Raw genomic sequence first — 23,422 nt, forward strand, 5'->3', positions numbered from 1 at the left:
ATGTCTGAAGCCAAAACCGCTCTCATCACCGGCGCCTCCAGCGGAATCGGATTCGAACTGGCCAGGCAGTTCGCACAGCACGGCTACGACCTGGTCGTCACCGCCGAGGACGACGGCATCAACGACGTACCGGGCCGGCTCGCCGAATTCGGCACCGCCGTGCAGGCCGTGCAGGCGGACCTGCGCACCGCCGACGGCGTCGAGCACGTCTACCACAGCGCGATCGAGGGTGGCCGCGTGCTGTCGGCAGCGGCGCTCAACGCAGGCATCGGCCGCGGCGGCAAGTTCATCGAGACCGAGCTCGCCGACGACCTGAGCATCATCGACCTCAACGTCCGGTCCACCGTTCACCTCGCCAAACTGGTGTTGCGGGACATGGCGAACCGCGGCGAGGGCAAGGTGCTGTTCACCTCGTCGGTGGCATCGATGATGCCGGGCTCCTACCAGAACGTGTACAACGCGTCGAAGTCGTTCGTCCAGTCCTTCGCCGAGGCGCTGCGCGACGAGTTCCGCGACAGCTCGATCACGATCACCTCGCTGATGCCCGGCCCCACCGACACCAACTTCTTCCACCGCGCCAACCTCGACGGCGCCCCGGTCGGGAAGATGAGCAAGGACGATCCCGCGCAGGTCGCCCGCCAAGGCTTCGAGGCGCTGATGCGGGGCGACCAGAAGGTCGTCGGCGGCGGGGTGTCGTCGAAGATCATGGGTACGGTCAGCCGGGTGCTGCCGGACACGGTGAAGGCCGTCGGCAGCCGGCTGATCTCCGCTCCCACCAACCGCTGAGGGGCTGACGGATCGGTGACACACTGCGCGTGTCGGAGCCGGAATCCGCTGAGTGGGCGACAATGACCCGATGGCGAAGCGGCCGTTGGGTGGCCCGAAGCCGCCGCGTTGGCGCAGTCCGTTGCGGGGGCTGTGGCTGACGTCGACGCTGGGCGCGGTGCTGCTGATCGCGCTGCCGATCATCACGCTGACCGGCCTGCTGTCCTACATCGCGTACGGGCCGCAGTTCGGCCAGGCCGCACCCGCGGACGTCGGATGGCTGAAACTGCCCACCTTCGACTGGCCCACCGACCCGTCGTGGCTGTACCGCCTCAACCAGGGTCTACACGTCGGGCTCGGCCTGATCATCGTGCCGGTGGTGCTGGCCAAGCTGTGGTCGGTGATTCCCAAGCTCTTCGCCTGGCCGCCCGCCCGGTCGATCGCCCAACTGCTCGAACGGGTTTCGCTGCTGATGCTGGTCGGCGGCATCCTCTTCGAGATCGTCACCGGCGTGCTGAACATCCAGTACGACTACATCTTCGGGTTCAGCTTCTACACCGCCCACTACTTCGGCGCCTGGGTGTTCATCGCCGGCTTCGTCGTCCATGTCGCGATCAAGCTGCCCCGGATGTGGGCCGGCGTGCGGTCGATGTCCATGCGCGAGGTGTTGCGTACCAACCGCGCCGACACCCGGCCGGAGCGCTACGACGCCGACGGGCTGGTGTCCGTCGACCCGGACCCCGCGACGATGAGCCGCCGCGGCGCGCTCGCCCTCGTCGGCGGCGGAGCCCTGCTGGTCGCCGTGCTGACGGCAGGTCAGACCCTCGGCGGCGTCACCAGGCAGGCGGCGCTGTTGCTGCCCCGCGGCCGCACCCGCGGCGACGGGCCCAACGACTTCCAGGTCAACCGCACCGCGGCCGCCGCGCGCATCACGGCCGAGAACACCGGCGCGGGATGGCGGCTCACGCTGCGCGGAGGGCCCACACCGGTCGTGCTGGACCTCGCGACGCTGCGGGCGATGCCCCAGCACACCGCGCGGCTGCCCATCGCGTGTGTCGAGGGCTGGTCGACCACCGAGACCTGGACCGGTGTGCGGCTGCGAGACCTGGCGGAGCGGGCGGGCGTCCCCGCTCCGGCCTCGGCGAGGGTGTTCTCGGTGGAACGCCGGGGCGCCTTCAATCGCGCTGCGCTGCAGGCAAATCAGGTCACGCATCCGGACGCGCTGCTCGCCCTGCGGGTCAACGACGCCGAACTCTCACTCGATCACGGCTACCCGGCACGGATCATCGTCCCGGCGCTGCCGGGCGTGCACAACACCAAGTGGGTGTCCGGCATCGACTTCGTGGGGCGCTGAGATGGTCGCCCGGTTCCGTGCGGTGTACGGGTCACACCCGCTGCACCTGCTCACACTGATCGCCGGATTCGCGCTCCTCGGCGAGGTGATCGCGACGATCGGCTGGCGTGCGCTGTGGAACACGAACGTGTGGTGGCAGTCCATCGCGGTGTGGTTCGCCGCCGCGGTGATCCTGCACGACCTGGTGCTGTTCCCGCTGTACGCGCTCGCCGACCGCGTACTGACGCTGACGCTGCGTATCCCGATGCCCGTTCCGGTGCTGAACCACCTGCGGATCCCCGCGCTCGGCGCCGGGCTGACCCTGCTGATGTTCCTGCCCGGCATCATCTCTCAGGGCGGGCCCGCCTACACGGCCGCCACGGGACAGACCCAGGAACCGTTTCTCGGCCGCTGGCTGCTGCTCACCGCCGCGATGTTCACCGCGAGCGCCGTCGTCTACGCCGTCCGGCTGGCGACGGCACGCCGAACCCCTACGGCGACCCCAGAATAGCGACCACCCGGCGGCCGACCGGATGGATCGACGTCAGCGCCAGGCCCACCTCGTCGGCCAGCGCCGCCGCACAGTCGATGCCCACCGACGCCCACCGGAACCACGGCCCGATCGTCTCGGACGACTCTAGGCGCACCATGCGAGCACGCACACCCGTTGCCACGGCATCGAACTCGACCACGCACCGGCCGTCGGGGCGCAGCAGTTCGGCCGCCCGGCGCAGTACCCGTCGCGGATCGCCGCCGAGGCCGACGTTGCCGTCGGCCAGCAGCGCCGTCTGCCACCGACCGGTACCGGGCAGTTCGGCGAAGACATCGCGGCGCAGCGCGGGAGCGCCGTTGCGGCGGGCCAGTTCCACCGCCGTCGCCGACTGGTCCACACCGAGGGCAGGAATGCCGCGCTTGATCAGGTCGACCACCAGACGCCCGGGGCCGCAACCCAAGTCGATGGTCGGCCCCTCGCAGAGGTCGACGATCGCCTCGTCGAACGCCTGGTCGGCGTGCCTTCCGCCGAGCCAGCTGCGCACCGGCAGGGCGCGCACGTCACCGTCATCGCTGCGCAGCCAACATCTTTCGCCGTCCAGGGCGCGGTCGTAGAGGTTTCCCAGCATCGGCTACAGTCCCGCCGCCGCCGTCGCGAACGGGAACCTCGAGCCGGGTGGACATCGTCGCCGGACGGCGTCGACATCCGCCGCCGTGTCGACGTCGGCGAGTTCGTCGACCATCGTGACCTCCAGTCCCTTGTGCTCCAGCGCCTGCCGGGTGAGCGTGCCGGTATCGGATTGCGACATCGGCACCTGACGCAGGCAGTCGGCCGCCGCGGCGGACCGCACGCCGAGCACCCACCAGCCGCCGTCGACGGCCATCCCCAGCAGCGCCTCGGCGTCGAGCAGCCGTTCCGCGCAGCGCGTCAGCAGTTCGCCGGTGACCTGCGGGGTGTCCATGCCGATCTGCAGCACCGGGGCACCGTCCGTGGCGGCGGCCGCGTCGGCGTGGGCGTTGGCGAGCCGGTCGGCGAACGTGTCACCGCGCTGCTCGATGACCGTGAAGTCCGCCAGCCGGGCCCGGATCTCTTCGCTGCAGGCGGCCCTGCCGAGGTCTCCGGTCAGCGCGATCACCCGGGACCGCACGCCTGCCGCGCACACCGCGTCGAACGTGTCGAGCAGTGCCGCGGCGGCGACGACCGCCGCGACGTCGTTGCCCACAGTGCGCGCCAGCCGCGTCTTGGCCAGGCCGGGCACCGGGGCCTTGGCCATCACCAGGAGCGTCACCGGGATCACGAGATCCTCTTCCAGAAGTCGAGCCCGGCGACCACACTGCCGCGCAGTGAGCCGCTGACCTTGGACTTGCCACCGGTGCGCGGCCCGTAGGAAACGTCGCACTCGGTCACTTGCCAGCCCGCAGCGGCAGCTCGGACCAGTAGTTCCACCGGATACCCGGATCGCCGATCGACGACACCCAGCCCCAGCAGGGCGTCGCGCCGCGCGACCCGCATGGGCGCGATGTCGTGGACGGCCAGCCCGTGCCGCTGACGCAGCCGCCAGCACACCGCGGCCGTGCCGAGGCGGGCGTGCCACGGCCAGCGCAGCCCGCGCACCGGACGGCGGCGGCCGATCACCATGTCGGCCCCGCGGTCCAGCGCGGCGACCAGAGCAGGCAGTTCCCCCGGATCCAGCGAGCCGTCGGCGTCCAGCACCGCGACCACCGGGGTGCCCGCGGCCACCACCCCGGCGTGCACCGCGGCGCCGTATCCGGCGCGGGCTTCGGCGACCACGTCGGCCCCGTGGCTGCGCGCGATGTCGGCGGTCCCGTCGGTGCAGTTGTTGTCGACGACGAGGGCCCGGTATCCGGACGGCAGCGCCGAGAGCACGCCGGGCAACGACGCCGCCTCGTTCAGGCACGGCAGCACCACGGTCACCGGACAGTCGGGCATGCTGTCGACAGTAGCCAGAGCCCGCGGTCGGCAAACGGCGCATCGGTGACGAATCGATGACATCAGCGCAGGTAGCGGCCATGAACGGCTAACCTCGGAGAGATGACGCGCGTACTGATCGCCGACGACGACAACGTCGTGCGCGACGTCGTGCGCCGGTACCTGGAGCGGGACGGCCTCGACGTCTCGATCGCCCACGACGGAAACGAGGCGCTCCGGCTCCTCGGCACACAGCGCATCGACGTCGCGGTGCTCGACGTGATGATGCCCGGCCCGGACGGTCTCACGTTGTGCCGCACGCTGCGTCAGCGCGGCGACCACGCGGTGCCGGTGATCCTGCTGACCGCCCTCGGCGAGGAGGACGACCGCATCGCCGGCCTCGAGGCGGGCGCCGACGACTACCTGACCAAACCGTTCAGCCCGCGGGAACTCGCGCTGCGCGTGCGCTCGGTGCTGCGCCGCGCCCCTGCGCCGGTTGGCGCGTCTCCCGTCGACCTGACGGTGGGCGACCTCACGGTCTCGGCTGCGTCCCGGTCGGTCACCGTCAACGGGATCCCGGTGAGTCTGACCAACCGCGAGTTCGACCTGCTGCTGTTCTTCATCACCCACACCGACACGGTGTTCACCCGCGAAGAATTGCTGAAGCAGGTGTGGCACTGGGACTTCGGCGACCTGTCCACCGTCACCGTGCACGTCAAGCGGCTCCGCTCCAAGCTCGGCGACCAGCACCGCGTGCAGACCGTGTGGGGCCGCGGCTATCTGTGGAGCAGCGGTGAACCGAGCGCCGATGCCGGCGCCTGACCTCTGGGAGATCGCCGGCTGGGCGCTGGCCTGCTCGCTGCCGGTTGTCCTGGTCGGCGCCCTGGTCATCCGGCTGGCGCGGTCGTGGTCGCTGGCCGCCAGCATGGTGGCGCTCGTCCTGCTGCCGACGGTGGCCACGTTCACCGGCATCATGGGCGCCAGCGGTCTGATGGATTCACCGTCGTATGAACGCACGATCGTGGTGCTGGTGATCGTGTCGATCGTGACCATTCCGGCCGCCGTGATGCTGGCCCGCTATCAGGCTCGCCGCACCGTGTGGGAACAGGAGATCCGCGAGTCCGAACGGGCCGCCGAGCATTCCCGGCGCCGGCTGGTCGCCTTCGTCAGCCACGACCTGCGCACCCCGCTGGCCGGCATCCGCGCAGTGGCGGAGGCCATCGGCGACGGCCTCGTCGACGAGGACGAGATCCGGGCGCACGCGAAGGTGATCGAGCAGGAGTCGATCCGGCTCTCCGAGATGGTCGACGACCTGTTCGAGATGTCGAAGATCAACGCAGGGGCCGTGCAGCCCGCCCTCGACCGGGTGGCGCTCGACGAGGTGATCGACGACGTGCTGGCGGCGCACCGGATCGCCGCCGAACGCGCAGGCGTCCAGCTGCAGGCCGAGCTACCCGAACAGCCCGTGCGGGTGCTGGGCAGCGACCGCGCACTGGTGCGTGTGCTGTCGAACCTGGTGGCCAACGCGATCGCGCACACCCCCGCGGGTGGGCGCGTGCACCTGGCGCTGGGTGCCGACGAGAACGGAGCGTGGGCGCGCGTCGACGACACCGGCGTCGGCATCGACGAGGCCGACCTGCCCCGGGTGTTCGACGTCGCCTACCGCGGCTCCAACGACCGGGTGCCACGGGCGGACTCGTCGCTGCCCAGTGGCTCCGGCCTCGGCCTGGCCATCGCCGCGGGCCTCGTGCAGGCGCACCGCGGCACGCTGTCGGCACGCAACCTCGACACCGGTGCCCGGTTCGAGGTGCGGCTCCCGCTCGCCGAGTAGCTCAGTCGGGCAGGGTGCCGCCGAGTCGTTCGGCCGCCGCCAGGTAGTCCTCGATGAATTCGCGCACCACTTCGCGGGCCGGCTTGACCTTGTTCATCAGGCCGACGCCCTGCCCCACGAAGTACGTCGACAACGCCTGCGCGCCCGAATGTCCCTGCGAGGCAAGCCCGTCGATGCGCCGCAGCACCGGCTCGACGAGCATCGACTGCAACGGCAACGGCAGCGGCCTTGCGCCGCCGTCGTGCGGCAGCCACGCGTCGGTCCAGTCGGAGACCAACTGGCGGGACGGCTTTCCGGTCCGGCCCGCCGAACGGACGGTGTCGCGTGACGAGGCGGCCAGCATCTTCTGCTGCGTGTGCGGCGCGGTCTCGGCCTCCTCGGTGGTCAGCCACACCGAACCGGTCCACGCCCCGTCGGCGCCCATCGCGACCGCGGCGGCCATCTGCCTGCCCGTCACGATGCCGCCCGCGGCGAGCACCGGCACCCGCTTGCCCGTCGCCTCGACGGCTTCGAGCACCTCGGGCACCAGCACCAGCGTCGAGACCTCGCCGCAGTGTCCGCCCGCCTCGGTGCCCTGAGCGACGATCAGGTCGACGCCGGCGTTCACCTGCTTGACCGCGTGCTCGCGGGCCCCGACCAGCGCCGCGACCGGGATGCCGCGCTCCCCCGCCGCCTGGATCATGTAATCCGGCGGCACCCCGAGCGCGTTGGCGACCAACTTGATCGGGTGGCTCATCGCGACGTCGAGGAGGTCGCGGCCGGTGTCGCCGGACAGCGACGAGCCGCCCAGCCGCGGCCGCTCCTCCGATTCGATGTCGTGCTCCGCGAGCAGCCGGGCGACGAAATCCTTTGTCTCGGCGGGAATCCGGTCGGCCAGCTGGCCGGCCGACAGGTTCTCGCCCTTACCCTCGAACTTGGCGGGCACGATGATGTCGGCGCCGTAGGGCCGTCCGCCGACGTGGTCGTCGATCCAGCTGAGTTCCCGATCGAGTTGTTCGGGGGTGTACGCGGTGGCGCCGAGCACCCCGAAGCCGCCGGCGTTGGTGACCGCGGCGACGACGTCGCGGCAGTGACTGAACGCGAACAACGGGAAGTCGATGCCGAACTGTTCACAGATCGCGAGTTTCACACCGGCCAGTATCGACCCCCGGTCGCGCCGAACGTGCGGTGGTGGCGAATTCCGGGCGGGATTCTCGCACTCGATGCACGTTCGCGATCTTCGCGGCCGCCTCCGGAGAGCCCTAATCACTTGTGCCACATCTGTTCCCGAGGTCACATCACGGGCGAATATGTCAGACCCTCGCACTAGTGTTCGAAGTATGGACAGGGAGCAAATGGCGGCGGCGGTGGAGGCGTGGGATGCCGCGCGTGCCAACCTGGCCGCCCTACCTCTCGACGTGTTGAGCGCCACGGAGTTGCTGGCGGTGTACGAGCGTCGGCAGTACGCCCACCGCCAGGATGCGGCCGTCGATCACACGGTCCTGGCTCACCTGCGGGAACGCTTCGAGCCCGACGCGTACGGCAAGACCAGTCTGAAAGACGTTCTGGCCCAGCGGTTGCACCTCGACACCGCCGATACAAAGAGACGCCTCGACGCCGCCGAGGTGCTCGGCCCGCGGTGGTCGTTCACCGGCGAACCGAAGGCTCCTCTGTGGGAGCACACCGCAGCGGCGCTGGCCGCCGGGGCGATCGACCTCTCCCATGTCGAGGTGATCAGGAAGTTCTTCCGTAAGTTGCCCGGCTGGGTGGACGACGCTGCCCGTGCCGAGGCGGACCGCGACCTCGCGAAGTGGGCCAAGCGCATGTGCCCGGAGGACCTCGAGAAGGTCGCCGATCACCTGGTCGAGGTCATCGATCCCGACGGCGCCGAACCCGACCACGACAAGCAACAGGCCAAGCGCACTCTCAAGATGGGCAAGCAACGCAGCGACGGGATGACCCCGATCCGCGGCGAACTCGACCCTGAAACCGCCGCCATGCTCGACGTTGTGCTCGCCCGGGACGGCGCCCCCGGGCAGAACCTCCCCGAGGACCCGGGTGCGGGCGAGGTCATCGAACAAGACATCACCGGCAACCCCGATCCCCGCACCCGGGAACAACGCCACCACGACGCGCTGAAGTCCGCGCTGCGGCACGCCGCGGCAGCCGGGGGTCAGGTCAACGGATTACCGGCCACCATCGTGGCCACCACCACCGTCAAAGATCTCGAATCCGGGGCCGGATATGCCGACACCGCCGGCGGCACCAGACTGCCGATCAGAGACCTCATTCGGCTGGCCGGCCGATCCCGGCACTATCTGGCGGTTTTCGACGACCACACCGAGGAGGTGCTGCACCTCGGTCGCGCCAGGCGCTGCGCCTCCACCGCGCAACGGTTGGCGCTTTTCGCCCGCGACAAGGGCTGCACCCGCCCTGGCTGCACCCGCAACGCGTTCGACTGCCAGGTCCACCACGCCGGACAGGACTGGAAACGCGGCGGACTCACGAACACCACCGACATGACGCTGGCCTGCCCATCCGACAACAACCTCATCGAACAGACCCAATGGACCACCCGCCGCAAGGCCGGCCGCACTGAATGGATCCCACCCGCAGCACTCGACACCGGCCAAACCCGCGTCAATCACTACCACCATCCCCGGCGCTACCTCACCGAACGCGACGACGACGCCGAACCCGCTTAGCGCCCGAGCACCGGCGTGGAAGTCAGGAACTGCTCGATCGCGGCCGTCATCACCGCGCCGTCGAGGAGGGCGATGTCGTTGTGGCCCGCCCCGGGCACGGTGAGGTAGCGCTTGGGCTCCGGCGCGGCGTCGAACAGCCGCTGGCTCATCGTCTCCGGCACGACGTCGTCGCGGTCACCGGCGACCATCAGCAGCGGCGCCCGCAGCGAGCCGATCCGGTCGATCGACGGGTAGGAGTCGATCAGCAACCGCCGCACCGGAAGCCACGGGTAGTGCACCGCACCGGCCTCGGCCAGCGACGTGAACGGCGACCGCAGGATCAACGCCGCCGGTGGCCGTTCGACGGCGAGGCCGAGCGCCACTGCGGCGCCGAGGGATTCGCCGTAGTAGGCGATGCGCGACGGATCGACCTCCGGGCGGCCCGCCAGCCAGTCGAGCGCGGCCCGGGCATCGGTGGCCAGGCCGGCCTCCGTCGGCCGTCCCGGGTTGCCGCCGTAGCCGCGATAGTCGAACAGCAGCACCGCGACACCCATCCGGTGCAGCGCTATCGCCAGGGCGGCGCGGCCGGACCGGTCACCGCCGTTTCCGTTGCACACCAGCACCGCGGGCCCTGCGATCCGGCCGGGAAAGTACCAGGCGCCGAGCGTCTTTCCGTCGGCCGTGGCCAGCTCGACATCGCGGCCCTCGGGCATCACCAGCGCGGCCGACGGCACCGGGCCCGGCGTCGGGAAGTAGATCAGCCGGCGTTGCTGGGACCAGCCGAGCGCCGAGACCCCTGACACCACCAGCGTGACGACCAGGAGCCAGCGCATCTCAGTCCCGCAGCGGGGCGAACGCGAACTCGCGCAGGCCGTCCCGCGGATCGACCGCGGCCCGGAAGCCCAGCACCTCGGCCGCGCGGGCCGGGTCGGCGACGATGTGGCGGACGTCGCCGCTGCGGTACTGCCCGGTGACCACCGGCGGCGGCGCGCCGCGGGCCTCGCACAGTTCCGCGGCAACCTCGCGGATCGCGATCGGCTTGCCCGAGCAGACGTTGAACGCCGCGAATCCCGTCCCGTCGCCCTCGACGGCGGCGAGGTTGGCGGCCGCGATGTCATCGACGTGGATGAAGTCGCGCATCTGACCGCCGTCTTCGAAAACCCGTGGCACATCTCCCGCTTCGAGGCCGGACCGGAAGATGGCCGCCACCCCCGAATACGGTGTGTCGCGCGGCATGTGGGGGCCGTAGACGTTGTGGTAGCGCAGCGCCACCACGGCCCCGCCGGTCGACTCCGACCAAGCCAGTGCGTAATGCTCCTGCGCGGTCTTGCTGGCGGCGTACAGGCTGCGTGGCCGCAGCGGCGCGTCCTCACCGACCAGGCGCCACTGCAACTCCTCGCCGCCCAGCGGGCAGCGGTGCTCGAACACCCCGGCGTCGAGGTCGGAGCGGCTGCGCGGCAACGGATCGACCGGGCCGTGTTCGGGGCAGTCGAAGCGGCCCTGCCCGTAGACCACCATCGACGACGCCAGCACCAGCCGCTGACAGTCCGCGGCGAACATCTCGGCCAGCAGCACCGCGGTGCCGTAGTCGTTGTGGCTGCCGTAGGACGGGGCGTCGGCGGCGTTCACCCCGGCGCCGACCACGGCGGCCTGATGGCACACCACGTCCACCCCGCGCAGCAGCGGTGCCAGCGCAGCGGAGTCGCGGATGTCGAGCACCCGGCAGTCGGCGGGCGGTCGGGCTCCCGAGCCGTGGGCCGCCGGAAGCATCACGTCGACAGCGACGACCTCGTGGCCCGCGGCGCTCAGCGCGGCGGCCACCCGGGTGCCGATGAAGCCGGCGGCGCCGGTCAGCAGCACCTTCACGGCAGTTCGATCGGCAGGGTGACGCCCTCGTGAGGCAGGCAGTGGGTGCAGGTGCGCTCCACGGTGACCTGGTCGATCGCCTCGTGGACGAGCTTCTTGAACGGCACCAGGTTCCGTTCGAACTCCGCGAACACGTCGACGGCCTTCACTCCCGCACCGGTCTCGATGCCTGCGTCCAGATCGGTCACCAGAGCAATTGCGGCGTAACACATCTCGAGTTCACGGGCCAGCACCGCCTCGGGGTAGCCGGTCATGTTCACCAGCGTGAAGCCCTGACCGGCGAACCACCGGCTCTCGGCCCTGGTGGAGAACCGCGGGCCCTGCACCACCACCATGGTGCCGCCGTCGACCACCCCGGGCAGATCCTTGGCCGCCGCGCGCAGCTCAGGGCAGTACGGGTCGGCGAACTCGACATGGATGCCGCCGGAGTCGAAGTAGGTGTCCGCACGGCCGCTGGTGCGGTCGACGAGCTGGTCGGGCACCACCATCGCGCCGGGGCCCAGGTCGGGTGTCAGGCTGCCAACCGCACAGGGACCGAAGATGCGCCGCACGCCGAGTGCCCGCAACGCCCACATGTTGGCCCGGTACGGCACGGTGTGCGGGGAGAACTCGTGGTTGACGCCGTGCCGCGGCAGAAACGCCACCTCGTGGTCGCCGACCGTGCCGACCGTGATCGGGGCGGATGGTTCGCCGTAGGGGGTGTCGAGGCTGATGCTGCGCGCATCGGAACCGAAGAACGAGTAGAAGCCGCTGCCACCGATCACTCCGAGCATGGGCCCATTGTGCGTCAACCCCGGTAGGCGAGGACCGGCGGAAGCGGGCGGATGCCGCCGCCACTGTTACGGGCGGCGAATCCGGCGTCCGCGTCGTCCGCGGTCTCACCGGCGTTGACCGTCAGCGTGCCGACGCGCCGGAACCGGCTGAGCACCCCGCACATCAGGAACGTCAGCTGCCCCGGCGAGTCCCCGTCCATCCGGGCACCGAACAGCACCGGCGACAGGCCCGCGAGGTAGAGCCACAGCGACGAGTACAAGCGGTCCCCGGCGCCGGCCGCGGGCAGCGTGGCGTGGTGGAACGGCACCCCGTCCATCGACGACGCGAGCAGGAAGTCCTGATCGCGCCCGGGACCGTAGACGTCCGGCAGCTTGATGCATACGGTGCGGATCGCCTCGTCGTCGCTCTGTGGCGCGACGCGCACCAGCGCGTCGACCCGCCGGCCCGGCCGCAGCAGTTCGGTGCCGCCGGGCAGTTTCGCGTCGTCGTCGAAGCTCAGCTGCGCCTGATGGACCGGGGCGTCGGCGTCGAACAGGCCGCCGTACCCGCCGGCCACTGCCGAGACGGTGTTGCCGATGACTGTCGCTGCGGTGCCGCCGATGCTCACCACCGCTCCATAGCCCTTCGCGGGTCGCGTGAAACACTGACGGGCGTGGCCAGCATCGCGCAGTGGATCGAGGGCGCCCGGCCGCGCACCCTGCCCAACGCGATCTCGCCGGTGATCGCAGGCACCGGCGCAGCCGCCTGGCTGGACTCCGCGGTGTGGTGGAGGGCGCTGCTGGCGCTCCTGGTCGCGGTGGCGCTGATCATCGGCGTGAACTACGCCAACGACTACTCCGACGGCATCCGCGGCACCGACGACGTGCGGGCCGGACCGCTGCGACTGGTCGGCGCGAAGCTGGCGTCGCCCAGAGCGGTGCTGACCGCCGCGGTGATCAGCCTCGCCGTCGGCGCCGCCGCCGGACTGGCGCTCGCGGTGGTGAGTGCCTGGTGGCTGATCGCCGTCGGCGCGGTGTGCATCGCCGGGGCATGGCTCTACACGGGCGGCCGCAAACCGTACGGCTACCTCGGCCTCGGCGAGATCGCGGTGTTCGTGTTCTTCGGACTGGTGGCGGTGCTGGGCACGCAGTACACCCAGGCGCTGCGCATCGACTGGGTCGGCGTCGCGCTGGCGGTGGCGATGGGCTCGCTGTCGTCGGCGGTGCTGGTCGCCAACAACCTGCGCGACATCCCGACCGACTCCGAGTCCGGCAAGATCACGCTCGCGGTGCGGTTGGGCGACGCGCGCACCCGCGTGCTGTATCAAGCGCTCGTCGCCGTCGCACTCCTGATCCCGCTGGCCCTGATCGCCGCGACACCGTGGTGCGCCGCCGGACTGCTCGCGGCGCCGCTGGCGCTGCGCGCCGCGCGACCGGTGCGCGGCGGGCAGCACGGCAGGGACCTGATCCCGGTGCTGCGCGACACCGGGCTGACCATGCTGGTGTGGGCGGTGACGGTGGCCGCCGCGCTGGCCCTCGCGCCGTAGCCCGGTCAGCCGCCCGCGGGCACCGGGTACCGGTCGTTGATGTCGGCGTTGCTCGATTTCCGCGCACAGTGGGCGCAGCAGAAGATGCCCTCGTCGGCTTCCACACCGTGGCCGAGGATGCGGCACCCGCAGTGTTGGCACTCGGGCGCCACCTGCACGGCCGCGCACTCGATGCTGTCGAAGGTCGCCGTCCGGCCGTCCGGCCAGCTGACCTGGAACGCCTTGTCGTAGTCGTTTCCGCAGGTGTCGCAAACAGCCATCGCTGATACTCCTTCGTCGGGCGTCGTTGTCGATCGGCGTTCCTACGGGTGCCCGGTCGATGGCGGCCAGAAACCGGTGTGCGGGGCAAGATGATGCATCGGGTGCGACGCCGCGCACCCAGGAGAGGACTTCGATGGACCCGCTTCGGGTGGTGGTGGCCGACGACGACGTGCTGCTGAGAGAGGGACTGGCCAGCCTGCTCGACCGGTCGGGGTTCGACGTCGTCGGCCGGGCCGGGGACGCCGGTGAACTGCTCTCGATGGTGCGGGAGTCGCGACCGGCCCTGGTCGTGGTCGACATCCGGATGCCACCCACCCACACCACCGAGGGTCTCGACGCCGCCCGGGTGATCCGCGAGGAGTGGCCCGACATCGGCATCCTGGTGCTGTCGGCACACGTCGAGGTGGAGCACGCCACCGAACTGCTCGCCGGCGGCCACGCGATCGGCTACCTGCTGAAGACCCGGATCACCGATGTCGACGACTTCGTCGACACCGTGGGACGGGTCGCCAGGGGCGCATCGGTGGTGGACCCCGCGCTGGTGCAGGAACTCGTCTCGGCGCGCAGGCGCGACGACCCACTGGCCGCCCTGAGTGCCCGCGAGCGCGAGGTACTGGTGCTGATGGCCGAGGGCCGCTCCAACTCCGGCATCGCGGGCCGGCTGTGGGTGACCGAGGGCACCGTCGAGAAGCACGTCCGCGCCATCCTGACGAAGCTGAACCTGCAGGAGACGCCCGAGGATCACCGCCGCGTCCGCGCGGTGATCACCTACCTGGAGGCCCGCTGAGGCCTGCCCCGGCCAGCACGTCGCGGATCGCGTCAGCCGACAGCGCCATCTTCGAGACGAACCCGGCCGCCGGGCTGGCGGCGATGAGTTCTGCGAGGTCCTGCTCGGCGAACGTGGAGATGAGGATGACCGCGGGGCGGTGTTCGACCTCGGCGCCGCGCAACTGCTCCGCGACGTCGAAGCCACTCTCACCACCGAGGTCAACGTCGACCAGCGCGAGGTCGGGCCGCAACTCGCCGCACAGCCGCAGCGCCTCCGCGCCGTCGCCTGCCGACGCCACGACGGTGATACCGCCGCGCTCGAGCATCGAGCGGGCGGCGCCGCGGAAGTCAGCGCTGTCGTCGACGATCAGGCAGCGCACCGCACACCCCCCTCGAACTCCTCATCACGCCAGCGTCGCAGAGCACGTCGGCGGGCGCATTACCGCTAGCCGGAAAGGTCAAACACCGAGCGCGTCGAGCAGCCGATCGAGGTCGTCGTCGGTGTTGTACAGATGGAAGCCGACCCGCACGGCGCCGGCGCGAACGGATGCCCGGATGCCCGCGTGCCGCAACCGGTCGGTGGCCGACGTCACCGGGCCTTCGACCGGGATGGACACGATCGCCGAGTCCGACACCGGCAGACCGAGTTCGGTGCGCAGCCGGGAGGCCAGACCGACGGTGTGCGCCTCGACCGCGACCGGGTCCAGCGATGCCAGCCACGGCAGCGTCAGCCCCGAACCGAGCACCCCGAACCATGCGGGCGAGGTGTCGAAGCGCCGTGCGTCGTCGGCGAGCCGCAGCGGCAGACCGTAGATCGACTGCCACGGCTGTGTGCCGGCGTACCAGTTCGCGGCGTGCGGGGTCATGACTCCGGCGATCCTGTGACTCAACGACATCCACGCCGTCCCGCGCGGCGCCAACAGCCACTTGTACACCGCGGCGACCGTGACGTCGGCCCAGCCGAGATCGAGACGCTTCCAGCCGGCGGCCTGGGTGACGTCGACGACGGTGAGCGTCGAGGCGCCTGCGACCGCCGACCGCAGTGCGTCGGCGTCGAGCACGGCGCCGTCGGCGGACTGCACGATGCTGACGGTCACCACGTCGAATTCGGCGGCGCGGGCCAGCAGCTCAGGTTGTGACAGTTCGGTGACGGTGACGCCGCGGCCTGCCTGCGCGGCGAACGGGAATGTGGTGCTGGTGAACTCACCGGCCAGCGTGGCGACGGCGGCGCCGTCGGGGATCGCGGCGGCCACCAGGCCCAGCGCCGCGGACGCCGACCCGGCCAGCGCCACCGACTCGACGGGCACTCCGACCAGCGCCGCGTATCCGGCCCGCCCGGCGGTCACCGGGTCGTCGAACGCGACCGGCTCCATCGTCCCGGCCTGCCACTGCCGCAGACAGGAATCGAGCGCGTCGGCGAGGAACCGCGGCGGCAGACCGTAGGTCGGAGAGTTGAGAAACCCTTCGGCACCGAGGAATTCGGCCCCGAACGCCTCGCGGGACGTCACGACGGATCAGATGTGTGGTCATCTCCCCGCAGCCGGGCCTGCAACTGCTCGCGGTCGCGGCGACGGCGTTCGTCGACGATGGCGATGCTCGCGGTGGCACGACGGCGCAGCGGCGACAACACCCAGATGCCCAGCGGCAGTGCGATCACGATCGCGAAGAGGATCGCCACGACGATGGGGAACTGCTCGATCCCCAGCAGCCTGCCGGTGAGGAAAATGGCCACGGCGAGCACCGCCACCAGGACCAGGCGCGCCACTGTGTAGAGCGCCACGTCGACCATGAGGCGTGCTGTGGGCCGGTCTTCTGACACGGTCACGAGCCTACCGACGACGCGTATATTCGGTAGCAGGAGGTTTTGGTGGCGTATCTCATCCTGTTGCTCGTCCTGGCAGGCCTGGTCTACGTCGGTTGGCGGCTCACCCGGGCGAGCGCGAGCCGGCCGCGTCCACGTGTGATCGGGCCGGACGACGACCCGGATTTCCTGCGGCGGCTGCGGGACGGCGACAACCCCCGTCCGTAGCGGTCAGGCCGGGTTGCCGGTGCGCGATACGCCGGGGAACCCGTCGGCCACCACCGCCGCCAGATCGATCAGTGCCTCGCGCGTCGCGGGCTTGAGCCGATCCAGGTCGATCTCGGCGCCCTCTTCCAGATGCGGGTCGAACGGCACCAGCCGCACCGCGCGGCAGCGCCGCCCGAAGTGATCGACCACCTTCTGCATGTCCACCTTGCCCGAGCGCGGCCGCACCGCGTTGACGACGGCGATCGAATTCTTCACCAGGTCCTCGTGGCCGTGGGCGTCGAGCCAGTCCAGGGTCGCCGACGCGCTGCGGGCGCCGTCGACCGAACCCGAACTGATGACCACCAGCACGTCGGCCTTGGACAGCACCGCCGACATCGCCGAATGCATCAGGCCGGTGCCGCAGTCGGTGAGCACCAGGCTGTAGAACCGCTCGAGCACCTCGAGCGTGCGGGAGTAGTCGTCGGAGCTGAACGCCTCCGAGACGGCCGGGTCGCTCTCCGACGCCAGCACCTCCAGCCGACTCGGACCCTGCGACGTGTAGGCGCGCACGTCGCTGTACCGCTCGATGCCCTCGGCATCGCGCAGCAGATGCCGGACGGTGGCCGGCGTCTCCAGCGGCACCTTCTCGCTCAGCGTGCCGCGGTCGGGGTTGGCGTCGACCGCCACCACCCGGTCACCGCGGATGGACGCGAACGTCGCGCCGAGGGTGGCGGTGATGGTCGTCTTGCCGACGCCGCCCTTGAGCGACAGCAGCGCGATGCGGTAGCACCCGTGCAGCGGCTGCCGGACCTGGGCGAGCAGGCTGTCGCGGTGCGTGGCCTTGGGGCTCTCCCCCACGTTGATCAGCTTGAACGACGCCAGGTAGAGCCATTTGCGCCAACCGTGCGACGGCGCCCGCTTGGGCCGGCCCAGGAGTGCGACAGCCGAGAGGTCCAGATGCGGCTGCGGTGCGTCGGGGGGCAGCGGCGGAAGGGGCGCTGCGGCGGGCACCGGCGGCAGGGGCGGCGGAACCGCGACGGGCGCGGCGACGGGTGGCGGGATCACCGGAGCCGGGGTCTGTACGGGCGGCGGGAGCACAGGCGCAGGGGTCGGCGGAGCCTCCGTGGCAGCCGCCCGGATCTCGGCGACAGGCAGGCCGTTCGGCGGTGTCGGCGCCGTCCACTCCGGCGGTGGTGTCTCGGTGTACGCACCCCCGGCCGCCGGATCGCTGAACCGCCGCTGTGCGCGAAAACCGGACGATTGGTCGGCCACTCTCAGCCCACCCCGGCGTAGGAGTGCAGTCCGACGGTGACGAGGTTGATGAAGAACAGGTTGAACACCATCGCCACGAAGCCGGCGACGTTGATCCAGGCGGCCTTGCGGTCGCGCCAGCCCGCGGTCGAACGGGCATGCAGATAGGCGGCGTAGATCACCCAGGCGATGAACGACACGGTCTCCTTGGGGTCCCAGCCCCAGTACCTGCCCCACGCCTCCTCAGCCCAGATCGCCCCGAAGATCACCCCGAACCCGAACACCGGGAACGCGAAGATCGTGGTGCGGTAGGCGATCCGGTCGAGGGTCTGCGCGTCCGGCAGCCGGTTGACGATGCGCGCCCACGGGCCGTCGGCGGTGGGCGTGCCCAGCCGCGACATCTTGACCAGGAACAGGATGCTGGCCACACCGGCGACGAGGAACACCCCGGAGCCCAGACTGACCACCGACACGTGGATCGGCAGCCAGTAGGACTGCAGGGCGGGCATCACCGGTGCGGCGTGCGAGTACAGCCAGCGACCCGACACCGTGAGCAGGATCAGCACGGGCACGAGCACGAACACCCACAGCGCGCGGTACTGCGGTTTACGCAGCACCACTGCGGCGGCCACCAGACCGCACAGGCAGGTGAGGTTGATGAACTCGTACATGTTGCCCCACGGCACCCGCGAGGTGGACAGCCCGCGCAGCACGATGCACGCCAGCAGCAGCGCGATGCCGACATAGGTCAGCGACAGGCCTGCCGCGCCGATGCGTTCGTCGACCGGGCGCTTCGGCACGTCGGCGACGACGCCGGGCGTGGCGCTGTCGGCGCCGACGGCGGCTCGCCGGTTGGATGTCGCCGCCGGGGCGGCTCCGACCAATTCGCGTTGCTCGACCTTGCGGCTGCGGCTGTACGCGAGTTCGACGGCGAGCAGCAACAGCCCGACCACCAGCACCACCACCGACGACGTGAACGCCCAATCGGAGTACCGCGCGAGCCCGATGTCGACCTGCCCGTTCATGTGACCTTCTCTCCTGAGCGCGCGGCCGCATCGGCACGCACCTCGTCACTCGCGTGAGCGGCCAGCAGCCGCGACACCAACCGCTCGAACTCCTCGCCCCAGCCGGAGTTGTCGGTGCGGGCCAGCCCACCCAGCTCGACGCTCACCGTACCCGGCGCAGCGGGTTCGATCCGAACCCAGATCCGCCTGCGGCGGACGACCAACGACACCAACAACCCGGCCATCATCGTCATGGCGAACACCAGCACCCACACCTGCGCCGGATCGTGCGACACCTGCACGTTGACGAAGGGCACCGCACCGTCGAAGCGGACGACGGTGCCGTCGTCGAGGCGGGTCTCGGCGCCCTCACTCAGGTTGACGCGCGCCACCCTGCTCAGCCGGCCCTGACCGATGAGCCGCTCGTCGAGGGTGAACAAATTCTGCGGCCGGCCGGTGTCCAGACCGGTGTCGCCGCGGTAGACGTCGATCGCCACGCCAGGATCGTTGAGCGCGGGGAAGCTCGACGACAGCAGCGTGCCGTCGAGCTGCTGGGTCGGGGCGAACAGGCCCTGGATCGCGATCTGCTGCTCGCGGCGCCGGTCGGGGTCCGGGTAGGTGCCCGCGGGCGGATCGAAGCGCATCACCCCCGAGGACAGGAAGGTGATCTGGTTGTCGGGCCGCCACTGCACGGTCTGGGTTCGGCTCTGGCCGTCGGGGAACGTGACGGTGAAGGTCGGCGCGTAGCCGTGGCCCTGCAGGTACACCCGGTCCCCGCCGACGCGCAGCGGGTGGTTGACCCGCAACCGGTAGGGCTGCCAGACGTCGTCGGCGAGGTCCTGCCCGGCCTGGTACTCGATGTCCGCGGCGAACGAGGTGGCCTGCCCGGTGGGCAGGTACTCCGCGTCGAACTCGTTGACGCGCAAGCAGATCGGATGCAGCGAGGTGCCGTCGACGGTGTTTCCCGCCCGGAACGAGTCGAACGCCGCGGGTGAGGCCGAGCAGAATCCGGGTCCGCCGTCGGCGATCACGATCACGTTGCCCTCGTAGCCGAACAGCTTGCCCGCGGCGATCGCCACCAGCAGGCCGAGCAGCGAGAAGTGGAAGACGATGTTGCCGAATTCGCGCAGATAGCCCTTCTCGGCCGATATCTCGGTCGACGCGCCCTCGGTGCGGGTGACCTGCCGCCAGCCGCGCAACCGGCCCGACACGGCCGCAGCCACCGCCTGCGGATCGCCCGGGACCTCGCCGGTGTGGTGCTTCGGCAGCCGGCTCAGGTTGCGTGGCGCGGGCACCGGCACCGCGCGCAGGCTGCGGATGTGCTCGAACAGTCGCGGTGTCAGGCAGCCGACGAGGGAGATGAAGAGCAGGGCGTAGATCGCGGTGAACCAGAAGCTGGAGAAGACGTCGAAGGCCTGCAGCCGGTCCAGCAGCGGGCCCAGCGTGGGGCGGTCGGCGATGTACTCGGCGACCTTCGACTCGTTGAGGCTGCGCTGAGGCAGGAGCGCGCCGGGAATCGCGGCCAGCGCCAACAGGAACAGCAGCACCAGCGCGGTGCCCATCGACGTCAGCGTCCGCCAGGTGTTGCGGATCAGCGCCCAGCCGCGCCTCATATCGGCAGCCTGACGTCGCTGACGAAGGCGTCGCGCACCCAGGAGACGAAGTCGCTCCACAAGCCGGTCACCAGCGCAGCGCCGACGATCACCAGCAGGACGCCGCCGAACACCTGGATGGCGCGGGTGTGCCTGCGCAACCAGCCCAGGCCGGAGACCGCCCGCGCCGAGCCGAAGGCCAACAGCACGAACGGGATTCCCAACCCGAGGCAGTAGGCCAGCACGAGCACCACGCCACGCGCGACGTTGGCGCCGTCGGTCGCCGAGGCCACGGTGATCACACCGGTGAGCGTCGGCCCCAGACAGGGGGTCCAGCCGAGTGCGAACACCGCGCCGAGCAGCGGCGCACCGGCGACGGTCGACAGCTGGCGAGGGGTGAAGCGCACCTGGCGTTGCAACGCCGGCACCAGGCCGATGAACACCAGCCCCATCAGGATCGTCACCACCCCGCCGAGGCGTTGCAGCAGAAGCTGATTGGTGATGAGTGTGGTGGTCATGCCGAGCACGGCCACCGTCCCGAGCAGGAACACGACGGTGAACCCGGCGACGAACAGCGCCGCAGCGCCGGCCACCCGCAGCCGCGCCGTGCGCACCGCCACCTGCGTGCCCGCCTCACCGGCGGGCTCGTCGACCCCGACGACGGCCGCCAGGTAGGACAGGTAGCCGGGCACCAGCGGCACCACGCAGGGCGACGCGAACGACACCAGGCCGGCCAGCACGCACGCACCCAGCGCCAGCAGGACCGGTCCTGCGGCGGCGAGTTCGGCGAAGCCGGTCACGGCTGGGATCCCGACGCCTTCGGGCTCTCCGCGGCCAGCCGTTCGACCACCGGCATCAGGTCCTCGGCCAGCAGTTCGCGCAGGAACACCGCGGCCACCCGGTGCTCGCGGTCCAGCACCACGGTCGACGGGATGACCGTCGTCGGGTACCGCCCGCCGAAGGCGATCATGGTGCGCATCGGCGGGTCGTAGATCGACGGGAACGTGATCCTGCGGTCGGTGACGAAGTCGACCGCGGCCTGCCGGTTGTTGTCGCGCACGTCGATGCCGAGGAACGCGACATCCCGCGCCCGGGTGGCGTCGTAGACCTGCTGCAGCTGGCCGATCTCGGTGCGGCACGGGCCGCACCACTGACCCCACACATTGATGACCACCACGTCGCCCGCGAAGTCGTCGAGGGAGATGGTCCGGTCCGGGTCGAGGAGGTCGGGACCCGACAGCGGCCCCGGGCGGCCGCGACTGTCCGGCGGGTCGTAGGTGATGTCGGTCTTGCCGCCCGGTGCGACGAACTCGAAGGTGCCGCCCTGGGCGACGGCGTCGTCACCGGTGGAACAGCCGGCGAGCACGATCACCGCGCTCACCAGCAGGACCACCAGCCGTGTCACTGCCCGGCCAGCTCCGCGTAACCCCAGCCGACGTACTCGTCACCATGGAAGTAGAAGGACGTCAGGGACGCGAGGTTGCACAACCGGCGGGTCGGGAAGTGGTGCAACGGTTTTCCGGTGATGGCGCGCCGGAGCGTCTCGACGGGGAGCTGGTGGCTGACGCACACCGCCTCGTGACCCCTGCCCTTGTCGCGGGCGCGGTGCAGCGCACCGGTCATCCGTGCGGCGATCTCGGTGTACGGCTCACCCCAGGACGGCACGCGCGGGTTGCGCAGGTGCCACCAGTTGCGGGGATCGCGCAGGGCGCCGTCGCCCGGTGAGACCCGCTCACCCTGGAAGACGTTGAGCGATTCGATCAGCTCGTCGTCGGTGTCGATGGACAGGCCGTGCGCCGCGGCGATCGGCCCGGCGGTCTCCTGGGCGCGTTCGAGCGGGGACGCCACCACGTAGACGATGTCGCGCTCGGCCAGCCAGTCCGCCACCCGCTGTGCCTGCGCGCGACCGCGCTCGGACAGGTGGTAGTCGGGCAGGCGGCCGTACAGGACGCCCTCGGGGTTGTGCACCTCGCCGTGCCGCATCACGTGCACGATCGTCTTCTCGGCGGTCATGCGGGCTGCGTCGCTTCAGCGGCGGCGCGGGCGGCACCGGGCAGGGCGGCGGCGATGCGGTCGAAGGCGTCGTCGTCGAGAACGGCGGAGACGAACCACGCCTCGAACGCGCTCGGCGGCGGATAGATCCCCGCGTCGAGCAGCGCGTGGAAGAACGGTGGGAAGCGCCAGGTTTCGGCGGCGCGCGCGGCGGAGAAGTCGCCGACCTCCTCGTCGGTGAAGAACACCGACAGCATGTTCCCGCCTCGCTGAACCCGGTGTGCCACACCGGCATCCGACAGCGCCCCGGTGAGCAGGCCGGCCAGCCGGTCGGCGTTGGCATCCAGTGCCGCGTACACCCCGTCGTCGGCGGCGCGCAGCGTGGCCAGCCCGGCGGCCATCGCCACCGGGTTACCCGACAGCGTGCCCGCCTGATACACCGGGCCGAGGGGCGCCAGCCGCTCCATCACCTCGGCGCGGCCACCGAACGCCGCCGCGGGCAGCCCGCCGCTCATCACCTTGCCGAACGTGAACAGGTCGGCGTCGACGGGATCGATGCCGTACCACCCCGAGCGGCTGACCCGGAAGCCCGTCATCACCTCGTCCATCACCAGCAGCGCGCCGTGCTCGGCGGTGAGGCGGCGCAGCGCCGCGTTGTACCCGGGCAGCGGCGGCACCGCGCCCATGTTGCCGGGACTGGCCTCGGTGATGACGCAGGCGATCTCCTCACCGAAGCGGGCGAACACCTCCTCGACGGCGGCGACGTTGTTGTACGGCAGCACCATGGTGTCCGCGGCGGCCGCTCCGGTGACACCCGGTGAGGACGGCAGGCCGAGCGTGGCCACCCCCGAACCCGCGTCGGCCAGCAGCGCGTCGCTGTGCCCGTGGTAGCAGCCGGAGAACTTGACGATCTTGGGGCGGCCGGTGAAACCGCGGGCCAACCGGATCGCGCTCATCGTGGCCTCGGTGCCGGAGTTGACCATCCGCAACCGTTCGACGGGTGCGACGCGGTCGACGATCTCCGCGGCGAGCTGGGTCTCCGACGGCGTCGGGGCGCCGAAGGACAGGCCGTCGGCCACCACCCGCTGCACAGCGTCGACGACGGCGGGGTGGGCGTGGCCGAGGATCATCGGCCCCCACGAACACACCAGGTCGACGTACCGGTTGCCGTCGGCGTCGGTCAGCCAGTAGCCGTTGGCCGAGGTGATGAACCGCGGGGTGCCGCCGACCGCGTTGAACGCCCGGACCGGGGAGTTGACCCCGCCGGGGATGACCGCCGACGCCTCGGCAAAGAGTTTCGCCGAAATCTCGGTCCCGGCCGACGCATGCATGTCCACCAGTGTCCCAGTCGCCCCGGGCGCGTCAAC

General features: G+C 70.8%; 28 protein-coding genes. 9 read left to right on the plus strand and 19 right to left on the minus strand.

Annotated elements, in window-relative coordinates; translation table 11 throughout:
- From AB0K11_RS06035 to AB0K11_RS06045, 3 genes are all read left to right on the plus strand, one after another.
- A complete protein-coding gene (locus AB0K11_RS06035; protein ID WP_364973322.1) occupies window positions 1-786 on the plus strand; it encodes an SDR family NAD(P)-dependent oxidoreductase in 786 nt (261 codons plus the stop codon).
- 70 nt (window positions 787-856) lie between these two features.
- Window positions 857-2,119, plus strand: coding sequence for a molybdopterin-dependent oxidoreductase (locus AB0K11_RS06040; protein WP_364973324.1), 1,263 nt, complete (start codon window positions 857-859; stop codon window positions 2,117-2,119).
- Window position 2,120: 1 nt separating this feature from the next.
- A complete protein-coding gene (locus tag AB0K11_RS06045; RefSeq protein WP_364973326.1) occupies window positions 2,121-2,609 on the plus strand; it encodes a hypothetical protein in 489 nt (162 codons plus the stop codon).
- Here the strand turns inward: AB0K11_RS06045 and AB0K11_RS06050 are convergent.
- Genes AB0K11_RS06050 through AB0K11_RS06060 form a run of 3 tightly spaced genes read right to left on the minus strand, consistent with a single transcriptional unit; the run spans window position 2,590 to window position 4,541 of the window.
- Window positions 2,590-3,219, minus strand: a complete 630-nt coding sequence (locus AB0K11_RS06050; protein WP_364973328.1) for a methyltransferase domain-containing protein — start codon at window positions 3,217-3,219, stop codon at window positions 2,590-2,592. The two genes, AB0K11_RS06045 and AB0K11_RS06050, sit on opposite strands and share 20 nt — an antisense overlap.
- Window positions 3,220-3,222: 3 nt before the next feature.
- Window positions 3,223-3,864 (minus strand): DUF2064 domain-containing protein, encoded by a 642-nt coding sequence (locus tag AB0K11_RS06055; RefSeq protein WP_364973773.1) that lies wholly within the window; start codon window positions 3,862-3,864, stop codon window positions 3,223-3,225.
- Between the two features lie 20 nt (window positions 3,865-3,884).
- Window positions 3,885-4,541, minus strand: a complete 657-nt coding sequence (locus AB0K11_RS06060; RefSeq protein ID WP_364973330.1) for a glycosyltransferase family 2 protein — start codon at window positions 4,539-4,541, stop codon at window positions 3,885-3,887.
- A 102-nt stretch (window positions 4,542-4,643) separates the two neighbouring features.
- Here AB0K11_RS06060 and AB0K11_RS06065 point away from each other — a divergent pair, with 102 nt between their 5' ends.
- On the plus strand, window positions 4,644-5,342 hold the full coding sequence (locus AB0K11_RS06065; protein ID WP_364973332.1) for a response regulator transcription factor: 699 nt from the start codon (window positions 4,644-4,646) through the stop codon (window positions 5,340-5,342).
- A complete protein-coding gene (locus AB0K11_RS06070; RefSeq protein WP_364973334.1) occupies window positions 5,329-6,351 on the plus strand; it encodes a HAMP domain-containing sensor histidine kinase in 1,023 nt (340 codons plus the stop codon). The genes AB0K11_RS06065 and AB0K11_RS06070 overlap by 14 nt, the downstream gene beginning before the upstream one ends.
- 1 nt (window position 6,352) lies before the next feature.
- Here AB0K11_RS06070 and AB0K11_RS06075 read toward each other — a convergent pair whose 3' ends face one another.
- Entirely contained in the window at window positions 6,353-7,480 is a 1,128-nt protein-coding gene (locus tag AB0K11_RS06075) for a nitronate monooxygenase (RefSeq protein ID WP_364973336.1), read from the minus strand.
- 190 nt (window positions 7,481-7,670) lie between these two features.
- Here AB0K11_RS06075 and AB0K11_RS06080 point away from each other — a divergent pair, with 190 nt between their 5' ends.
- Entirely contained in the window at window positions 7,671-9,035 is a 1,365-nt protein-coding gene (locus tag AB0K11_RS06080; RefSeq protein WP_364973338.1) for a DUF222 domain-containing protein, read from the plus strand.
- Here AB0K11_RS06080 and AB0K11_RS06085 read toward each other — a convergent pair.
- The 4 genes from AB0K11_RS06085 to AB0K11_RS06100 are packed head-to-tail and all read right to left on the minus strand — an operon-like array spanning window position 9,032 to window position 12,261.
- On the minus strand, window positions 9,032-9,847 hold the full coding sequence (locus AB0K11_RS06085) for an alpha/beta hydrolase (protein ID WP_364973340.1): 816 nt from the start codon (window positions 9,845-9,847) through the stop codon (window positions 9,032-9,034). The genes AB0K11_RS06080 and AB0K11_RS06085 overlap by 4 nt on opposite strands.
- A 1-nt stretch (window position 9,848) precedes the next feature.
- On the minus strand, window positions 9,849-10,880 hold the full coding sequence (locus tag AB0K11_RS06090; protein WP_364973342.1) for an NAD-dependent epimerase/dehydratase family protein: 1,032 nt from the start codon (window positions 10,878-10,880) through the stop codon (window positions 9,849-9,851).
- Window positions 10,877-11,653, minus strand: coding sequence for an S-methyl-5'-thioadenosine phosphorylase (locus AB0K11_RS06095; protein WP_364973344.1), 777 nt, complete (start codon window positions 11,651-11,653; stop codon window positions 10,877-10,879). Before AB0K11_RS06095 ends, AB0K11_RS06090 begins: the two co-directional genes overlap by 4 nt.
- A 14-nt stretch (window positions 11,654-11,667) precedes the next feature.
- Window positions 11,668-12,261: a hypothetical protein gene (locus AB0K11_RS06100; protein WP_364973346.1), complete on the minus strand. Its 594-nt coding sequence runs from the start codon at window positions 12,259-12,261 to the stop codon at window positions 11,668-11,670.
- Between the two features lie 45 nt (window positions 12,262-12,306).
- Here AB0K11_RS06100 and AB0K11_RS06105 point away from each other — a divergent pair, with 45 nt between their 5' ends.
- Window positions 12,307-13,179 (plus strand): 1,4-dihydroxy-2-naphthoate polyprenyltransferase, encoded by an 873-nt coding sequence (locus AB0K11_RS06105; protein WP_364973348.1) that lies wholly within the window; start codon window positions 12,307-12,309, stop codon window positions 13,177-13,179.
- Window positions 13,180-13,184: 5 nt separating this feature from the next.
- Here AB0K11_RS06105 and AB0K11_RS06110 read toward each other — a convergent pair whose 3' ends face one another.
- Window positions 13,185-13,439, minus strand: a complete 255-nt coding sequence (locus tag AB0K11_RS06110; protein WP_364973350.1) for a hypothetical protein — start codon at window positions 13,437-13,439, stop codon at window positions 13,185-13,187.
- Between the two features lie 134 nt (window positions 13,440-13,573).
- Here AB0K11_RS06110 and AB0K11_RS06115 point away from each other — a divergent pair, with 134 nt between their 5' ends.
- Window positions 13,574-14,227, plus strand: a complete 654-nt coding sequence (locus tag AB0K11_RS06115) for a response regulator transcription factor (RefSeq protein ID WP_364973352.1) — start codon at window positions 13,574-13,576, stop codon at window positions 14,225-14,227.
- Here the strand turns inward: AB0K11_RS06115 and AB0K11_RS06120 are convergent.
- The 3 genes from AB0K11_RS06120 to AB0K11_RS06130 all read right to left on the minus strand — a co-directional run bounded on the left by AB0K11_RS06120 (window position 14,205) and on the right by AB0K11_RS06130 (window position 16,027).
- Entirely contained in the window at window positions 14,205-14,588 is a 384-nt protein-coding gene (locus AB0K11_RS06120; protein ID WP_364973355.1) for a response regulator, read from the minus strand. The two genes, AB0K11_RS06115 and AB0K11_RS06120, sit on opposite strands and share 23 nt — an antisense overlap.
- Before the next feature lie 78 nt (window positions 14,589-14,666).
- Window positions 14,667-15,716 (minus strand): aminotransferase class V-fold PLP-dependent enzyme, encoded by a 1,050-nt coding sequence (locus tag AB0K11_RS06125; RefSeq protein WP_364973357.1) that lies wholly within the window; start codon window positions 15,714-15,716, stop codon window positions 14,667-14,669.
- Window positions 15,713-16,027, minus strand: a complete 315-nt coding sequence (locus tag AB0K11_RS06130) for a DUF4229 domain-containing protein (protein WP_364973359.1) — start codon at window positions 16,025-16,027, stop codon at window positions 15,713-15,715. Before AB0K11_RS06130 ends, AB0K11_RS06125 begins: the two co-directional genes overlap by 4 nt.
- A 48-nt stretch (window positions 16,028-16,075) precedes the next feature.
- Between AB0K11_RS06130 and AB0K11_RS06135 the strand changes: the two genes are divergently transcribed.
- A complete protein-coding gene (locus AB0K11_RS06135) occupies window positions 16,076-16,237 on the plus strand; it encodes a hypothetical protein (RefSeq protein WP_364973361.1) in 162 nt (53 codons plus the stop codon).
- 3 nt (window positions 16,238-16,240) lie between these two features.
- On the opposite strand, the gene AB0K11_RS06140 is transcribed toward AB0K11_RS06135, so the two are convergent.
- Genes AB0K11_RS06140 through hemL form a run of 7 tightly spaced genes read right to left on the minus strand, consistent with a single transcriptional unit; the run spans window position 16,241 to window position 23,386 of the window.
- On the minus strand, window positions 16,241-17,488 hold the full coding sequence (locus tag AB0K11_RS06140) for a MinD/ParA family protein (protein ID WP_364973364.1): 1,248 nt from the start codon (window positions 17,486-17,488) through the stop codon (window positions 16,241-16,243).
- Between the two features lie 2 nt (window positions 17,489-17,490).
- A complete protein-coding gene (ccsB, locus tag AB0K11_RS06145) occupies window positions 17,491-18,492 on the minus strand; it encodes a c-type cytochrome biogenesis protein CcsB (protein ID WP_364973367.1) in 1,002 nt (333 codons plus the stop codon).
- Window positions 18,489-20,084 (minus strand): cytochrome c biogenesis protein ResB, encoded by a 1,596-nt coding sequence (locus AB0K11_RS06150; protein ID WP_364973369.1) that lies wholly within the window; start codon window positions 20,082-20,084, stop codon window positions 18,489-18,491. Before AB0K11_RS06150 ends, ccsB begins: the two co-directional genes overlap by 4 nt.
- Window positions 20,081-20,863 (minus strand): cytochrome c biogenesis CcdA family protein, encoded by a 783-nt coding sequence (locus AB0K11_RS06155; protein WP_364973372.1) that lies wholly within the window; start codon window positions 20,861-20,863, stop codon window positions 20,081-20,083. Before AB0K11_RS06155 ends, AB0K11_RS06150 begins: the two co-directional genes overlap by 4 nt.
- Window positions 20,860-21,468: a TlpA disulfide reductase family protein gene (locus AB0K11_RS06160; RefSeq protein ID WP_364973374.1), complete on the minus strand. Its 609-nt coding sequence runs from the start codon at window positions 21,466-21,468 to the stop codon at window positions 20,860-20,862. Before AB0K11_RS06160 ends, AB0K11_RS06155 begins: the two co-directional genes overlap by 4 nt.
- A complete protein-coding gene (locus AB0K11_RS06165; protein ID WP_364973376.1) occupies window positions 21,465-22,076 on the minus strand; it encodes a histidine phosphatase family protein in 612 nt (203 codons plus the stop codon). The genes AB0K11_RS06160 and AB0K11_RS06165 overlap by 4 nt, the downstream gene beginning before the upstream one ends.
- Window positions 22,073-23,386 (minus strand): glutamate-1-semialdehyde 2,1-aminomutase, encoded by a 1,314-nt coding sequence (hemL, locus tag AB0K11_RS06170; protein ID WP_364973379.1) that lies wholly within the window; start codon window positions 23,384-23,386, stop codon window positions 22,073-22,075. The genes AB0K11_RS06165 and hemL overlap by 4 nt, the downstream gene beginning before the upstream one ends.
- Between the last annotated feature and the right edge of the window lie 36 nt (window positions 23,387-23,422).

The sequence above is a fragment of the Mycobacterium sp. NPDC050551 genome, assembly GCF_040674075.1.
GTDB lineage: Bacteria > Actinomycetota > Actinomycetes > Mycobacteriales > Mycobacteriaceae > Mycobacterium.

Excerpts from the sequence above, each read along its gene's own strand:
- AB0K11_RS06080 (WP_364973338.1), top strand. The coding sequence starts at position 7,671 with ATGGACAGGGAGCAAATGGCGGCGGCGGTGGAGGCGTGGGATGCCGCG.
- hemL (WP_364973379.1), bottom strand. The coding sequence starts at position 23,386 with ATGCATGCGTCGGCCGGGACCGAGATTTCGGCGAAACTCTTTGCCGAG.
- AB0K11_RS06040 (WP_364973324.1), top strand. The coding sequence starts at position 857 with ATGGCGAAGCGGCCGTTGGGTGGCCCGAAGCCGCCGCGTTGGCGCAGT.
- AB0K11_RS06045 (WP_364973326.1), top strand. The coding sequence starts at position 2,121 with ATGGTCGCCCGGTTCCGTGCGGTGTACGGGTCACACCCGCTGCACCTG.
- AB0K11_RS06055 (WP_364973773.1), bottom strand. The coding sequence starts at position 3,864 with ATGGCCAAGGCCCCGGTGCCCGGCCTGGCCAAGACGCGGCTGGCGCGC.
- ccsB (WP_364973367.1), bottom strand. The coding sequence starts at position 18,492 with ATGAACGGGCAGGTCGACATCGGGCTCGCGCGGTACTCCGATTGGGCG.
- AB0K11_RS06050 (WP_364973328.1), bottom strand. The coding sequence starts at position 3,219 with ATGCTGGGAAACCTCTACGACCGCGCCCTGGACGGCGAAAGATGTTGG.
- AB0K11_RS06150 (WP_364973369.1), bottom strand. The coding sequence starts at position 20,084 with ATGAGGCGCGGCTGGGCGCTGATCCGCAACACCTGGCGGACGCTGACG.
- AB0K11_RS06115 (WP_364973352.1), top strand. The coding sequence starts at position 13,574 with ATGGACCCGCTTCGGGTGGTGGTGGCCGACGACGACGTGCTGCTGAGA.
- AB0K11_RS06065 (WP_364973332.1), top strand. The coding sequence starts at position 4,644 with ATGACGCGCGTACTGATCGCCGACGACGACAACGTCGTGCGCGACGTC.
- AB0K11_RS06035 (WP_364973322.1), top strand. The coding sequence starts at position 1 with ATGTCTGAAGCCAAAACCGCTCTCATCACCGGCGCCTCCAGCGGAATC.
- AB0K11_RS06110 (WP_364973350.1), bottom strand. The coding sequence starts at position 13,439 with ATGGCTGTTTGCGACACCTGCGGAAACGACTACGACAAGGCGTTCCAG.
- AB0K11_RS06095 (WP_364973344.1), bottom strand. The coding sequence starts at position 11,653 with ATGCTCGGAGTGATCGGTGGCAGCGGCTTCTACTCGTTCTTCGGTTCC.
- AB0K11_RS06085 (WP_364973340.1), bottom strand. The coding sequence starts at position 9,847 with ATGCGCTGGCTCCTGGTCGTCACGCTGGTGGTGTCAGGGGTCTCGGCG.
- AB0K11_RS06165 (WP_364973376.1), bottom strand. The coding sequence starts at position 22,076 with ATGACCGCCGAGAAGACGATCGTGCACGTGATGCGGCACGGCGAGGTG.
- AB0K11_RS06070 (WP_364973334.1), top strand. The coding sequence starts at position 5,329 with ATGCCGGCGCCTGACCTCTGGGAGATCGCCGGCTGGGCGCTGGCCTGC.
- AB0K11_RS06060 (WP_364973330.1), bottom strand. The coding sequence starts at position 4,541 with ATGCCCGACTGTCCGGTGACCGTGGTGCTGCCGTGCCTGAACGAGGCG.